At 65.9% G+C, this 14,903-nt stretch carries 12 protein-coding genes; 9 read left to right on the plus strand and 3 right to left on the minus strand.

Translation table 11 applies throughout. From position 1 onward, the window contains the following. The first annotated feature begins 238 nt into the window (after positions 1-238). From AC3WMU_RS03925 to AC3WMU_RS03955, 7 genes are read left to right on the plus strand one after another with little or no spacing between them, the layout of a single operon-like run. Positions 239-1,858: a methyl-accepting chemotaxis protein gene (locus tag AC3WMU_RS03925; RefSeq protein ID WP_006224289.1), complete on the plus strand. Its 1,620-nt coding sequence runs from the start codon at positions 239-241 to the stop codon at positions 1,856-1,858. Between the two features lie 8 nt (positions 1,859-1,866). Beyond that, positions 1,867-2,409, plus strand: a complete 543-nt coding sequence (locus AC3WMU_RS03930; protein WP_492281868.1) for a chemotaxis protein CheW — start codon at positions 1,867-1,869, stop codon at positions 2,407-2,409. Then, on the plus strand, positions 2,406-3,695 hold the full coding sequence (locus tag AC3WMU_RS03935) for a CheR family methyltransferase (RefSeq protein ID WP_006224291.1): 1,290 nt from the start codon (positions 2,406-2,408) through the stop codon (positions 3,693-3,695). Before AC3WMU_RS03930 ends, AC3WMU_RS03935 begins: the two co-directional genes overlap by 4 nt. Then, positions 3,688-4,347 carry a chemotaxis protein CheW gene (locus tag AC3WMU_RS03940; RefSeq protein ID WP_424624680.1) on the plus strand — a complete coding sequence of 220 codons (660 nt, stop codon included), beginning with the start codon at positions 3,688-3,690 and terminating at the stop codon, positions 4,345-4,347. Before AC3WMU_RS03935 ends, AC3WMU_RS03940 begins: the two co-directional genes overlap by 8 nt. Beyond that, entirely contained in the window at positions 4,344-6,650 is a 2,307-nt protein-coding gene (locus AC3WMU_RS03945; RefSeq protein WP_424624679.1) for a hybrid sensor histidine kinase/response regulator, read from the plus strand. The genes AC3WMU_RS03940 and AC3WMU_RS03945 overlap by 4 nt, the downstream gene beginning before the upstream one ends. After that, on the plus strand, positions 6,647-7,657 hold the full coding sequence (locus AC3WMU_RS03950; protein WP_006224294.1) for a chemotaxis response regulator protein-glutamate methylesterase: 1,011 nt from the start codon (positions 6,647-6,649) through the stop codon (positions 7,655-7,657). Before AC3WMU_RS03945 ends, AC3WMU_RS03950 begins: the two co-directional genes overlap by 4 nt. A 34-nt stretch (positions 7,658-7,691) precedes the next feature. After that, positions 7,692-8,720: a diguanylate cyclase gene (locus AC3WMU_RS03955; protein ID WP_424624678.1), complete on the plus strand. Its 1,029-nt coding sequence runs from the start codon at positions 7,692-7,694 to the stop codon at positions 8,718-8,720. A gap of 8 nt (positions 8,721-8,728) precedes the next feature. On the opposite strand, the gene AC3WMU_RS03960 is transcribed toward AC3WMU_RS03955, so the two are convergent. Beyond that, positions 8,729-9,208: an Lrp/AsnC family transcriptional regulator gene (locus AC3WMU_RS03960; RefSeq protein WP_315131448.1), complete on the minus strand. Its 480-nt coding sequence runs from the start codon at positions 9,206-9,208 to the stop codon at positions 8,729-8,731. A gap of 178 nt (positions 9,209-9,386) precedes the next feature. Between AC3WMU_RS03960 and AC3WMU_RS03965 the strand changes: the two genes are divergently transcribed. Next, positions 9,387-10,670 (plus strand): cystathionine gamma-synthase family protein, encoded by a 1,284-nt coding sequence (locus AC3WMU_RS03965; RefSeq protein WP_424624677.1) that lies wholly within the window; start codon positions 9,387-9,389, stop codon positions 10,668-10,670. Between the two features lie 14 nt (positions 10,671-10,684). Here the strand turns inward: AC3WMU_RS03965 and AC3WMU_RS03970 are convergent, their stop codons facing one another. After that, on the minus strand, positions 10,685-11,908 hold the full coding sequence (locus AC3WMU_RS03970; RefSeq protein WP_492281869.1) for an MFS transporter: 1,224 nt from the start codon (positions 11,906-11,908) through the stop codon (positions 10,685-10,687). A 1-nt stretch (position 11,909) separates the two neighbouring features. Further along, positions 11,910-14,108, minus strand: coding sequence for a TonB-dependent receptor (locus AC3WMU_RS03975; protein ID WP_424624723.1), 2,199 nt, complete (start codon positions 14,106-14,108; stop codon positions 11,910-11,912). 127 nt (positions 14,109-14,235) lie between these two features. On the opposite strand from AC3WMU_RS03975, the gene AC3WMU_RS03980 reads away from it, so the two are divergent. Next, complete coding sequence (locus AC3WMU_RS03980; protein WP_006224300.1) at positions 14,236-14,844, plus strand: TetR/AcrR family transcriptional regulator; 609 nt, start codon at positions 14,236-14,238, stop codon at positions 14,842-14,844. The last annotated feature ends 59 nt before the right edge of the window (positions 14,845-14,903 follow it).

Here is a 14,903-nt window from a genome sequence, read left to right on the forward strand (position 1 = left end):
CTGTCACCGCAAAAGACAAGGGCTTGTAAGCGGACTTTGCATTTTTCCGACGAACCGGCCGCTTCGTCGGGGTTTCCCTTGCATTTTCATGGCTGACAGGCCAAGCCTTTGCAATAATTAGCGAAATTACCCACATCCCGTCATAAAGTGGGCGCGGGCGCGCGTCGCGGCGCGTCCGATCGTTCAGGGGCGTCCTTTGGGGCGTTGAAGCATTGAACCAGCACAAAGGTCTCCCGGCATGAAGAATCTGACACTCCGCCAGCGCATCCTGGCCAGCTTCCTGGTCATCCTGGCCATCATGGCGTTGATGGTGGTGGTGGATTACCGGCGCCTGCTGCATATCGAGGAAGAGGTCGCCACGATCAACACCGATGCGGTGCCGGGCATTTACTACAGCACCTCGATCCGGTCGTCCTGGTTCGCCGGTTTCGTGGTGGTGCAGGATGCCTATAACTCGGACACCGATGCCGAGCGCCGCACCGCCCTGGAAGCGCTGCCCAAGAACGACCAGCAGCTGGAAGAGAACATTGAGCTGTACCGCCGGACGGTATCGCGCGGCGATGACCGCAAGATGTTCGACGAATTCGAATTGGAACTGCAGGCCTACAAGCGGATCCGCGCCGACATCCTGGATCAGGCCGTGACGAGCAACGTGGCGCAGGTGCAGGCGCGCATCAAGACGGAACTGCGGCCCGCGTTCTACAAGGGCCGCGACACGCTGGCCAAGATGGTGGCTGAAAACAAGCGGCAAGCCGACGAGTCCGCGGTCAGCATCCAGAAGTCGGTGGATACGGCGGAGGTCGGGATGCTGGTGTCGCTGGCGCTGGCGATTGCCGCCGCCGTCGTGTGCGGCTTCCTGTTGATGCGGGCCATCGCCAACCCGATGCGCGATATCGTCAAGACCCTGGAATCCACGGGCGGCGGCGACCTGACCCGCCGGCTGTCGCTGGCGCGCAAGGACGAGTTCAACGCCATCGAAACCGGCTTTAACGGCATGGTCGATGAGTTGACGGGGCTGGTCAGCAAGACGCAGCGCTCGGCCGTGCAAGTGGCAACGTCCGTTACCGAGATTGCCGCTACGTCCAAGCAACAGCAGGCCACGGCGTCCGAAGTGGCGGCCACCACGACCGAGATCGGCGCGACGTCGCGCGAGATCTCCGCGACCTCGCGCGAACTGGTGCGCACCATGACCGAAGTGTCCGGCGCCGCCGAGCAGACGGCGTCGCTGGCGGGCAGCGGCCAGGTCGGGCTGGCGCGCATGGAAGACACGATGCGCAACGTGGTCGGCGCGGCGGGATCGGTCAACGCCAAGTTGGCAATCCTGAATGAGAAGGCCGGTAATATCACGCAAGTGGTCACGACGATCACGAAGGTGGCAGACCAGACCAACCTGCTGTCGCTGAACGCGGCAATCGAAGCCGAGAAGGCCGGTGAGTACGGCCGCGGCTTCGTGGTGGTGGCGACCGAGATTCGTCGTCTGGCCGACCAGACCGCGGTGGCCACCTACGACATCGAGCAGATGGTGCGTGAGATCCAGTCGTCGGTGTCCGCAGGCGTGATGGGCATGGACAAGTTCTCGGAAGAAGTGCGCCGCGGCATGGCCGACATGCAGCAGGTGGGCGACCAGCTGTCGCAAATCATCCAGCAGGTGCAGACGCTGGCGCCGCGCGTGCAGATGGTCAACGAAGGCATGCAGGCCCAGGCTACAGGCGCCGAACAGATCAATCAGGCCCTGCAGCAGTTGAGCGATGCGGCGCAGCAGACGGTGGAGTCCTTGCGCCAGTCCAGCCTGGCTATCGAAGAGCTGACGCTGGTTGCCAATGACCTGCGCAGCGGCGTGTCGCGCTTCAAGGTGTGAAACCGGTCATGGCTGCGCTAGCGCCTTCTTCGTCCGAGCCCGGCGCCGCGCTTGCCGCGGCGCGGCGGCTTTATCTGCTGTTTCGCATCGGCGAAGACCGCTATGCGCTGGATGCGGCGGACGTGGTCGAAGTGCTGGGCCTGCGCGCCTTCAAGCAGGTGCCCGGTACGCCGCCTTGGGTCGCGGGCATGCTGGACCGGCGTGGCGTGCCAGTGCCCGTGATCGACATGAGCGCGTTGGCAGGTCAGGGCAGCGCGGTCACGGTGACCAGCACCCGGCTGGCGCTGGTGCGCTACCGTCCGGACCCGGGGGCAGAAAGCCGCTTGCTGGGTCTGATCCTGGAGCAGGCGACCGAGACGCTGCATTACGACCCGGCGGCGTTCCAGCCTTACGGGATGGACAATGCCGGCGCCCGCTATCTTGGCCCGGTGCTGAGCGACGCGCACGGCATGGTGCAGGCCGTCAACGTCGGGGACCTGCTGCCCGCCCCGGTGCGGGCGCTACTGTTCCCGCAGGCCGGCGACGGGCGTGAAGGCGAGGCGCGGCCATGACCTTGATCGACGAATTCAGCGCCCTGCTCAAGCGCAAGATGGGCCTGGACAGCGGCTCGATCGGCAAGGCGGCGGTCGAGCGCGCGGTCCGGCACCGCATGGGCGCGGTGAACGCGGCGGACGAAAGCGATTACTTGATGCGGGTACAGGCTTCGGCGGCTGAAATGCAGCAGCTGATCGAAGCCGTGATCGTGCCGGAAACCTGGTTTTTCCGGTACCCGGAGTCGCAGGCGGCAATGGCGAAGCTGGCATGCGAACGTTTGTTCGCGGCGGGCGTGGCTGACGACCGTGTGCTGCGCGTGCTGAGCGTGCCGTGTTCCAGCGGCGAAGAGCCGTATTCCATCGCCATGGCCTTGCTGGATGCAGGCGTTCCCGCCGCGCGGTTCCAGGTCGATGCCGTGGACATCAGCGAACGCATGGTCGAATTCGCCCGGCGCGCGGTATATGGCCGCAACTCGTTTCGGGGCGACGATCTGGCTTACCGCGGCCGTCACTTTGCCGAGACGGCCGATGGCTACCGGTTGGCGGCGGTGGTCAGGGAAAAGGTGCGCTTTCAGCAGGGCAACCTGTTCGACGCCAACCTGTTGCTGGGCGCCGCCCCTTACGATTTCGTGTTCTGCCGCAATTTGCTGATTTATTTCGACGCGGCCACGCAAGAGCGCGCGGTGCAGGTGCTGCGGCGCTTTACGCGCGGCGACGGCGTGATCTTCGTGGGGCCCGCAGAAACCAGCCTGATGACGGCGCGGCGCCTGCCTGCCGTACAGATGGCCCGGTCTTTCGCATTTTCGGCGCAGGCCATGCCGCCGCCCGCCGAAACGTATGCGCCGGCCAAGCCGATCGTGCATGCCTGGACGCCGCCCCGGCGGCCCGTGGCGCAGCCGCCGGCGGCGCGCTTGCCCTTGCCGCATGCGGCGATTGCGCCTGCGGCGACCGTCCTGGCCCCGGCCTCGGTTCCGGCTTCACACGGCACCCACGCCGACGTGTCCTTGCGCCAGATTGCGGCGATGGCGGACCAGGGGCGCGTGCAGGACGCGCTGGCGCAATGCCGGGCGCACCTGGAAATCCATGGCGCCAGCGCCGACGGCCTGCATCTGCTGGGCCTGCTGCAAGACGCTGCGGGCGACGCGCGTCAGGCGCAGGCCGCCTATCGCAAGGCGCTGTACCTGGATCCGACGCATCGCGAAGCCCTGCTGCATCTGGCCGCATTGATCGCGTCGGCGGGCGATGTGGAAGGCGCCCGCCGCCTGCAAGCGCGCGCGGCGCGAGAGGAGGCCCGTCGTGAGTGAATCCATCGCGCTGCTGTCCGACGTGGACGACTGCTGGAACCGTATCGGCATCCGCGGCGACAAGAGCTGTGGCCAACTGCCGGGGCATGTGCACTGCCGCAACTGTCCGGTCTATGCGACGGCGGCCAAACGTATCCTGGACCGGCTGCCGCCCCAGATGGACGTGCAGGACCATGAACCGGAAGCTCAACACAGTACGCGTCAGTCGTCGCTGCTGGTGTTCCGCCTGGGCCGGGAGTGGCTGGGCCTGCCCACGCGGGCGCTGGACGAAGTGGCCGGCACGCGCCCCGTCCTGACGCTGCCGCACCGCCGCGACCCGGCCGTGCTGGGCGTGACCAACGTGCGCGGTACCCTGACCGTCTGTGTGTCGTTGGCGCGCCTGCTTGGCCTGGATGCCGCGCCGGTGGATGCGCGAGAACGGGCCGCTGCCCGCATGCTGATTTTTGGTGGCACCGGCCGAGCGGTCGTGCTGCCCGTGGATGAAGTGGAAGGCATACACGCGGTGGACCTGGATGCGCTAGAGCCGCTGCCGGCCACGGTGGAAGGCGCAAGCCAGACCTATTCACGTGGCATGGCGCGTTGCGGCGGCCGTGGCGTAGGCGTATTGGACGAGAATCTGCTGATGCAAGCTTTGGAACGGAGTCTGGCGTGAATCCGGACGAGATGCGCGACGCGTCGCTCCTGGAGCTGTTCCAGCTCGAAACCCGCACCCAGGTGCAGGTGCTGAACAACGGCCTGCTGGCGCTGGAACACGATCCGACGTCGGCGGCCCAGCTGGAAGCCTGCATGCGCGCGGCGCATTCGCTCAAGGGAGCGGCCCGGATTGTGGACCTGCATCCAGCGGTGCGCATCGCCCACGCCATGGAAGATTGCCTGGTGGCCGCGCAAGAAGGGCGGTTGCGGCTGCAGGCCACCGATATCGATGCATTGCTCCTGGGCACCGACTTGCTGCAGCGGGTCGCCACGCCCGGCGTCGAGCTGGGCGGCGAGATCGATGAACTGGTGGTCCGCCTGAGTAATGCGCCCAATGCGCCGCCAGCGGCGCCGGCCGTGCCGCCGCGTGCGCCCCGGCCGTCGGATTTCCTGCCGCCGATTCAACGCGTGGATGAGCCGCCCTTGGCGGCGCCGGCAGCGGCGCCTGTGGCCGCATCGGCGCCGTCATCGCAGACGATGGTGCGCCGGAGTTCAGACCAGGGCATCTCGGAAGGCGAGCGCGTCTTGCGGGTGACGGCGGATACACTGAACAAGCTGCTGGGCCTGTCCAGCGAAACGCTGGTGGAATCGCACTGGGTCGGACCGTTCGGCGCATCCATGCTGCGGCTGCGGCGCATGCAGTCGGGCGCCGCGCAGGCGCTGGACGGCGTGCGCGCCGCGCTGGCGGGCCAGCACGTGGACGCACGCGTCCAGGCCGCGCTGGACGATGCCCAGCGCATCGTGGGGGAATGCCAGCAGGAACTGGCGCGACGCACCAGCGAGGTCGACGAATTCGGCTGGCGCATGAGCCATCTGGCGCAACGCCTGTACGACACCGCGCTGGCCTGCCGCATGCGCCCGTTCGGCGACGGTGTGGGCGGCATGGCCCGCATGGTGCGCGATCTGGGCCGCTCGCTGGGCAAGCAAGTGCGGCTGGAGATCGAGGGCGACGCCACCCAGGTCGACCGCGACATCCTGGAAAAGCTGGATGCGCCCCTGATGCATCTGCTGCGCAATGCGGTGGACCACGGCATCGAAATGCCGATGGACCGCATGGACGCCGGCAAGTCGCCGGAAGGCCTGATCAAGTTGGCGGCGCGCCACGCCGCTGGCATGCTGCTGATCGAGCTGAGCGACGACGGAGCGGGCATTTCCCTGGATCGGCTGCGTGTCGAAGTGGTGCAGCGCAAACTGACGAACGCCGAAACGGCTGCCCGGTTGAGCGAGGCCGAACTGCTGGAATTCCTGTTCCTGTCGGGCTTCAGCACGCGTGGCGAAGTCACCGAAATTTCGGGGCGAGGGGTGGGCCTGGACGTGGTGCAGACCATGGTGCGGCAATTGCGCGGCGCCGTGCGGATCCACCAGACCACGGGGCAGGGCACGCGCTTTGTGCTGGAAATGCCGCTGTCACTATCTGTGGTGCGCAGCTTGCTGGTGGAGGTGCAGGGCGAGATCTACGCGTTTCCGCTGGCGTATGTCAGCCACGCCTTGCAGGTGCGTGCCGAAGAGATCGAACAACTGGAAGGCCATCAACACTTCCGCTTCATGGACAAGCAGATCGGCCTGGTGTCGGCGCGCCAGATCTTGCGCGCTGGCGAACCGGCGCCTGCGGCGGAGTCGGTGGCGGTGGTGGTCGTGGGCGATCACGACAAGCTTTACGGCATTGCCGTAGACCGGTATGTGGGCGAGCGCACGCTGGTGGTGCAGCCGCTGGACCCGCGGCTGGGCAAGGTGCAGGATGTAATGGCGGGCGCCCTGATGGACGACGGCACGCCGCTGCTGATCCTGGATGTCGAAGACATGCTGCTGTCGGTCCAGAAGCTGATCGAAGGCGGACGCCTGACGCGCGTGGATGGCGGCGGCGCGGTTGTCCAGGCGCGGCGCCGCAAGCGCGTGCTGGTGGTGGATGATTCCCTGACGGTGCGCGAACTGGAACGCAAGCTGCTGCTGAACCGGGGCTTCGAGGTTGCCGTCGCGGTGGACGGCATGGACGGCTGGAACATGCTGCGCGGCGAGGACTTCGACCTGGTCGTCACCGACGTCGACATGCCCCGCATGGACGGCATCGAGCTCGTGTCCCGGATCAAGGCGGACGCCAGGTTGCAAAGCCTGCCGGTGATGGTAGTGTCGTACAAGGACCGCGAGGAAGACCGGCGGCGTGGGCTGGATGCCGGCGCCGACTACTATCTGGCCAAGGGCAGCTTCCATGACGACGCGCTGCTTGACGCCGTCGAAGACTTGATCGGAAAGGCACTCACGTGAGAATCGGGATCGTCAACGATCTGCAAATGGCGGTTGAGACCATGCGGCGCGCGATTGCGCTGGAGCCCGGCCTGGAAGTGGCGTGGGTGGCAAGCGACGGCGAACAGGCGGTGGCGCAGTGTGCGCGCGACCGGCCGGACGTGGTGCTGATGGACCTGATCATGCCAGTGATGGACGGGGTGGAGGCCACGCGCCGCATCATGGCGGAAACGCCCTGCGCCATCGTCGTAGTGACGGCGGACGTGGCCCGCCACACGGCGCGCGTGTTCGACGCCATGGGCTATGGCGCGCTGGATGCGGTGGACACGCCGGTGGTGGGCGATGCCGACATGCGCACGGCCGCCGCGCCGCTGCTGCGCAAGATCCGCAATATCGGCTGGCTGATTGGCCGCTACGGCAATCGGCCGGCGTTGACGCCCGTGGACAAGCCATCGCCCAAAGCGTCCGCGCAGCGCCTGCTGGTGATCGGTGCGTCGGCGGGCGGCCCGGCCACCCTGGCGCAACTGCTGCGCGACGTGCCGCTGGATTTCCCCGCGGGCATTGTGCTGGTGCAGCATGTGGACGCGTCGTTCGCCGCCGGCATGGCGGATTGGCTGAACGACCAGGTACTGTTGCCGGTACGGCTGGTGCGGGAAGGCGAACGGCCGCTGCCCGGGCAGATCCTGTTGGCGGGTACCGACGACCACCTGCATTTGCTGGCGGATGGCACGCTGCGCTACACCGAAGATCCGAAGGAAAGCCTGTATCGACCCTCCATCGACGTGTTCTTCCACAGCGTGGCGCAACATTGGCGCGGCACCGCGGTCGGGGTGCTGCTGACCGGCATGGGGCAAGACGGGGCGCGCGGGCTGAAGGCCTTGCGTGAACGGGGATACCTCACCATCGCGCAGGATCAGGCCACCAGTGCTGTGTACGGCATGCCGAAAGCGGCGGCGGCCTTGCAGGCGGCGGTGGAAATCCGACCATTGAACCAAATCGCTCCCCGCTTGATCCAGGCCTTTGCCTGAGCGGCTCGATATCGTCAGACATCAAGGAAATACTATGCACCCTCCCATTGACAGCTCGGCTTCCGCGGATTTGAACTCGCATGCGGCCATGGTGCTGCTCGTCGACGACCAGGTGATGGTCGGCGAAGCGATCCGGCGGGCGCTGGCGACGGAGGGGAATATCGATTTCCACTACTGCTCAGACCCCTACAAGGCGCTGACGGTGGCGATCCAGACGCGTCCCACCGTCATCCTGCAGGATCTGGTTCTGCCGGGCGTGGATGGCTTGAGCCTGGTGCAGGAATACCGCAACCATCCCGTCACGCGAGACATCCCGATTATCGTGCTGTCCACGAAGGAAGACCCGGCCATCAAGAGCGCGGCCTTTGCTGCGGGCGCCAACGATTATCTGGTGAAGTTGCCTGATTCCATCGAACTGGTGGCGCGCATCCGCTACCACTCGCGTTCGTACCTGGCGCTGGTGCAGCGCGACGAGGCCTACCAGGCCCTGCGCCAAAGTCAGCAGCAGCTGCTGGAAAGCAATATGGAATTGCGCCGCCTCACGAATTCGGACGGCCTGACCGGCCTGGGCAACCGCCGCTATTTCGACGAATACCTCAACGCCGAATGGCAACGCGCGCGCCGCGACGGCCGCGAGATCAGCATGCTCATGATCGACGTAGACCACTTCAAGGCCTACAACGACACCTATGGCCACATCGCGGGAGACGAAGCGCTCAAGCGCGTGGCCAACACCATTTTCGCCAGCTGCGACCGGTCTACCGACCTGGCGGCCCGCTTCGGCGGCGAAGAGTTCGCATTGGTGCTGCCGGGCACGCCCGCCGGCAGCGCGCGCCTGGCCGCAGAAAAGCTGCGCCGCGCCGTCGAGGCCATGCAGATTCCGCAAAAGGACACGGGTTCGGGGCCGTGGCTGACGGTCAGCATCGGTACTGCCACTGCTGTGCCTGCGGCAGAGCAGCCGTGCACCGACCTGATCCTCGCGGCCGACCGCGGGCTGTACCAGGCCAAGCACCAGGGGCGCAACCGCGTCGTGCCGGGTTCGATGCCGCCCGTGGCGGAATAGGCGGCCGCCTACAGGTGCAGTTTGGTCGACGACTTCACTTCATGCATCGACAGGGTGCTTAGCAATTCCTTCACGCCGGGCAAGGTGCGCAGGCGGTTGCGCACGAATTCGGAATAGGCGTCGAAGTCGCGCGCGACGATATGCAGCAGGTAGTCGTGTTGGCCGGTGGTGTTGTGGCAGGCCAGCACTTCGGGCATGGCGGCCACGGCGGCCTCGAAGGCGTGGCACAGTTTTTCAGTGTGGTTCTCCAGCGAGATGCTGACGAACGCCACCACCCCCATCCCCAGCGCGCGGCGGTCAAGAATGGCCTGATAGCCGCGGATGACGCCCGAGGTCTCCAGCCGCTTCAGCCGTTTCCAGCAAGGCGAGGCCGACAGCGATACGCGCTCGGCCAGCTCGGCATTGCTCAGGCGTCCATCTTCTTGAAGGATTTTCATGATTTTCCAATCGATCGCGTCAAGTTGATGTAACAAGGCAGTGTCTTTCATAAATCCGTTCTGATGGGAAACAACGTTTCCTATTATCGCGGTCTTGTGACCGAAATGGAAAGAATATTGGGATGGCCTGCGCCCATACTGCAAGACATCCCGATGCGGCCGGCGCTATTGTCATCGAATGCGAGACGCGCCTGCCCGGTCGGCTGGAACCCCAGAGAAGAGGCACACCATGACGTATTCGACCTATCACAAGAAAGAGTTTTTTGGCCGTCCCCTGCATGCCGAGACGCAGATGATGTCGTACGGCTACGACCCCTTCCTGTCGGAAGGGGCGGTCAAGCCGCCGGTGTTCCTGACGTCGACGTTCGCGTTCCGCTCGGCCGAAGACGGCGCGGCCTTTTTCGACCTGGTGTCAGGGCGCAAACCCCTGCCGCAGGGCGAATCGGCCGGCCTCGTGTACAGCCGCTTCAACCATCCCAACCTGGAGATCGTGGAAGACCGGCTGTCGTTGCTGGACGGTTCGGAAGATGCCGCCGTGACCTCCAGCGGCATGGCCGCGATCAGCGCGGTGCTGATGGCTTTTCTGCGGCCTGGCGACCAGTTGGTGCAGTCACTGCCGCTGTATGGCGGTACCGAGACCCTGATCGCCAAGATCTTCCCGGAATGGGGCATCGGATCGCATCCGATCCAGGACGGCTTGTCGCCCAAGCACATGCGGGCCGCGCTCGAGGCCGCCGCGGCCAAGGGACCGGTACGCGTGTTCTATATCGAAACGCCCGCCAATCCCACCAACTCGCTGATCGATTTTGAGGCCATGAAGAACGAGTTGGACGCGTTTGAGACGCGCCACGGCTACCGGCCGATCTCGGTATGCGACAACACGCTGCTGGGGCCCATCTTCCAGAAGCCCGCCGAACATGGCGTGGACTTGTGCGTGTATTCGCTGACGAAATACGTGGGCGGCCACAGCGACCTGGTGGCGGGCGCCGTCACGGGCACGAAGGAGTTGATCAAGAAGGTGCGGGCGATCCGCAGCGCGTTTGGCTCGCAGCTGGATCCGCATTCCTGCTGGATGATCACACGCTCGATGGAGACCGTGGTGCTGCGCATGAAGCAGGCGGCACGCACGGCGACCAAGGTGGCCCAATGGCTGGCGGGCAACCCGTATGAAAAAGTGCAGATATTCCATCCCGAGATGATCTCCGACCGCGCGTATCAAGAGGTCTACAAGCGCCAGTGCACCGGGCCGGGGTCGACGTTTGCCTTCGTGCTGGACGGCGGGCGCGAGCGCGCGTTCCGCTTCATCAACGCGCTGCATCTGTTCAAGTCGGCAGTCAGCCTGGGCGGCACCGAATCGCTGGTCTGCCATCCCGCATCCACCACGCATTCTGGCGTGCCAGCGGCCGAACGCGATGCGGCGGGCGTGTCGGAAGGGCTGATCCGCGTGTCCATCGGGCTTGAGCACGAAGAAGACCTGATCGCCGACATGGACAACGCCTTCCGCAAGCGCTGACCGGGTCTGTCCGCCTAAGCCCGGGGCGCAGGGCGGTGCCCGGGCAGGGCGGACAGCAGCCAGGCGGTGGACAGCGCTGCCGCGATACCCGCTGCGGCGTAGAACGGCAGCCAGCCCGCGCGCGCGATCAGGGCCGGCATGCCCAGCAGCGCCAGCGTGCCGATGAATCGGCCCACGCCATACAGCAGGGAGTAGTCCGTGGCGGCTTGGCCGCCCGACGCCCAGCCCAGGATGAGGCCGCCCAGCACGATGTAGATGCCGGCCACGCAAGCGCCTGCCGTCACCGACGCGGCAATCGCCAGCCCGGCGTGGCCGCCATGCACGGCCGCCATGATGGCGGTCGTACTGGCCACCGCCGCTCCGACGAACGCCCACAAGACCGGCCGCGGCGCGGCGCGCGTCAGCAGCCACGGTGTGGCGATGGCGGCCGCCAGGTTGGCCAGCGGCGCCGCGATGCCCATCACCCAGCCGATGCGCGCCAGCGGCACGCCCAGGTCCACCAGCATCAGCCGGTTCATGTTGAACAGCGCCATCAGCGCGCAGGTGACCAGGCTGACGCGCAATAGCCGGCTTCGCATCACGGGTTGGCGCAAGGCCGCGGCCAGGCTGGCTTGCGCTGGGGCGCCGCGGTGCGGGCCTGGACCGGACTCCTGCAGCATCCATACGGGAACCGTCGCCAGCGCCATCACCGCGGCCAGCAGCAGGAAGACGCCGGTCCACCCCACGCTGGGGAAGACGCCCACCAGCAAGCCGCCGCCGAACACCGCGCCCAGCGACATCCCGCCGACCTTGGCGCCTGAGGCGGCCGAGCGGTAAGCGGCCGGGATGTGTTCGACCGTCCAGGCGTCCAGCGCCACATCCATGGTGGACACGGACAGGGTGGCAGCCAGGGCCAACGCGTACAAGGCGGGCACGGGCAGGGCGGCGCCAAATGCGATGCCGACCACCGCCGCCACGCCGACGGCCTGCGCCGTGATGATCCAGCCGGTGCGCCGGCCCAGCCAGGGCAGTGCCCGGCGGTCGATCCAGGGCGCCCACAGGAACGTCAGGCCAAAGGGCAGGTACAGCGCAAACACCCAGCCCATCGAGGCCAGCGCCACGCCTTTGCTGCGCAGGATCGGACCGATGCCTCCCTGTACGAAGCCGATCACCGCGCCCAGCGAGACATACAGGGCCGCTACCGCGGCCAGCGGCAGCCAAGGCGAAGGCGGGCGCGCGGAAGTCGTGCGCGTCGTCATGTCAGAACTTCCAGCTCATGCCGACGCCGGCCAGCCGTTCCTGGCCAAGGCGCACGGAACTGACCGTCGGCCCCCAGCTTTGGCCGGCGATCAGGTACTGCTTGTCGAACAGGTTGTAGACGAAGCCGTAGATTTCCAGCGGCCCGTTGGACCAGCCCGCGCGCAGGTTGACGACCTCGTAGGCGGGCAGCGTAAAGCTCTCTTTGACGTCGGCGGCGCGTGCTCCCACGTGCTGCCAGACGATCTGACCATTCAGTTTTCCCGGCAGGCCCAGTCCTTGTGCGGGCGCTTCAGCCTGCACTCCGAGGTTGGCCGTCAGCTTTGGCACGTTCGGCACGCGGTTGCCCGATTGCGCGCCCGTGGCGCTGCCTGCCGGCACCGACGCCAGTTCCGCATGGGTATAACCCACGCCGCCGATCAGCGTGACGTTCGGATGCACGCGCGCGGCGAACTCGATTTCCGCGCCTTTGCTGCGGTAGTCCAGCGACGCCGGCGTGAACAGCAGCGCGGACGGATTGAAGACGATCAGGTGGCCGTTCTTGACGTCGTTCATGAACACGGACGCGTTCACGTCCAGGCGACGGTCCAGCCACTGGGATTTCACGCCTACTTCATACGTCCAACTGGTAGAGGCCGCAAAAGGCGTTTCCGGTTTGCCAGTGGGCGTATTGACCGAGACGCCGGCAAATCCGCCCGACACGTAGCCGCGCGACACGGTGGCGTAGGTCATCAGCGTGTCCGTCCAGTCGTAGGACAGGCCGGTGCGCCCGGTCAGGAAGTTGTCGGATAGCGTGCTGTGCTGGCGGTAGCTGTCGACGACGGCAGGGTTACCGTTGCCGGTGAACTGGTAACGCGCGTCTTTGCTTTCGTGCGTGTAGCGCAAGCCCAGCAGACCCTTCAAGCGCTCGGTGACCGGGACGCTGGCCTCGCCGAACAGGGACGCACTGTCGGTCTTGATGCGGTTGGCGTGCGTGCCGTTCTGCGTCTGGAAGTTGAAGGCGGCGGGCGATGCGTTGGCTTGGGTGTCGTTGGCGAAGCTGGAGTGGAAATAGTTGGCGCCTACCGTCCAGCCCAGCGCGCTGGTTTCGGGCGAACTCAAGCGGAATTCCTGCTGCCACGTCTGCTCGCGGAAATGGATGTCGGCGAAGTCCGCGTAAGGCGTGTTGAAGACCGAGGCGGGGCGGCCCGTCATTGCGGAATAGATCAATCCGTCGGTCAGGTCGAACGCCTGGGTGGAACGTGAATCCAGATAGCTGGTCAAGGAGGTCAGCGTGAAATCTTCGAACTCGTGTTCTACCTTGACGCTGCCGCCGGCATCGCGCCAATCGATCCGATTTTCCGGGTCGACCGCCGTCTGCGGGAAGTGCGGGTTCTGGGCCCAGATGAAGCGCGGGGCCGCACTTTTTTGCTGGTCGTAGGTGCCCGTGAACGTCACGACCGTATTGGCGCCCGGCGTCCACAGCACCGTGCCGCGCGCGGCGCCCACGTCCGCCCAGCCGTCCTTGCCACCCGAAGCCAGATTGGACACCGTGCCGTCGACCGTGGTGTAGCGCAAGGCCAGTCGAGCGGCGACGGTGTCGGACAGCGCCTCGTTGCCTACCAGTTCCCCCAGCCGGTGGCCGTGGCTGCCGATTTCGCCCCGTATTGAATATTCGCGTTCAAAGCGCGGCAGATTGGGGATGATGTTGATGGCGCCGCCTTGCGTGTTGCGGCCGAACAGCGTGCCTTGCGGGCCACGCAGCACTTCCACGCGATCGATGTCCAGCAGGGTGGGCGGGGCGCCATAGACCGAGCGCGGCACGTCGTTGGCGTACATTACGACGGAGGTGTCGTCAGGGGACAAGGGCGCGAACGAGCCCACGCCGCGGATGTTGAAGACATTTGAATTCTGGCCACCCGTGTCGACGAAAGACAGGTTGGGCGAGGACCGGGCCAGGCCGGCGTTGCCGGCGGTGGGGGCGGCGTCGACGCGCAATTGTGATTCGCTCAGCACGGTCATGCTGATCGGCACGCTTTGCGCGCTTTCCTCGCGGCGGCGGGCGGTGACTGTGACGGGCGCTAGCTCGACGGCTGTGGCGGAGTCGGGCGTTGACGGCCTGGCGGACCCGTCGGGCGCCTGGGCCCAGCCGGGCGAACTGGCCAGCGCAAGCGCCAGGCATAGGGGGGAAAGGGCATGGCGGGGCGTGGCCTGCGACTTCAACACGGGTGACTCCAGAATCGTTAATGAGAATTTTTCGCAATTCTATTGACTAAACAGTTGGTCAGTCAATTGATCGATTCGTTCCGTCACCGTAAAATGGCAGTCAGATCAGACAGGAGAACAAGGCATGGCAGAGCTGCGCCCGCAATACACGACGCCGGATGCGCGCGACGTCATTCTGGAATCTGCGTTGACGCTCTTTGCGCGGTCGGGCTTCGATGGGTCGACGATGCGCTTGATCGCGCAGGAGGCTGGGGTGTCCCCAGGCCTGATCCACCACCACTTCAAGGACAAGGAAACCCTGTGGTCGAAGGTGGGTGAGTGCATTACCGAGGATTTCATGGCCGCGATCGAACCGGCCACCCGGTTGCCGGTGTCCGCTCGCACCGTGCCGGACATGGTGGGCGGCTACCTCACTTACTGGAAATCGCATCCCGCCGCGCTGCGCTTTCAGCTGTGGCGCGTGATGGGCGCACAGGAGGCCGAGCGCCGGACGCGGTCAGAAAGGTTGAACCAACTGTTCGTGCCGGTATTCGCCGCCGCGCAGAAAGCGGGTTTCGTGCGCAACGACATTCCGCCCGGCCAGGCCATGATCACCACCGGCGCGTTGATCCAGTACTGGCTGCACAGCCGCATCGAAGTCGAGGATGCGATTGCGGTGGGGGGCGGGCAGTTGCCCGACGAAGACGCGTTCCTGAGCTACGTGCTGAGCCTGATCGCGCCCGCAAAGACATAGCAAAGCCGATCATCGGAAAGGCAACACGGCGCGCCGAAGCGCGCCGTGTTGCCGCGGGA

Source organism: Achromobacter sp. FW305-C-13, from assembly GCF_058783475.1.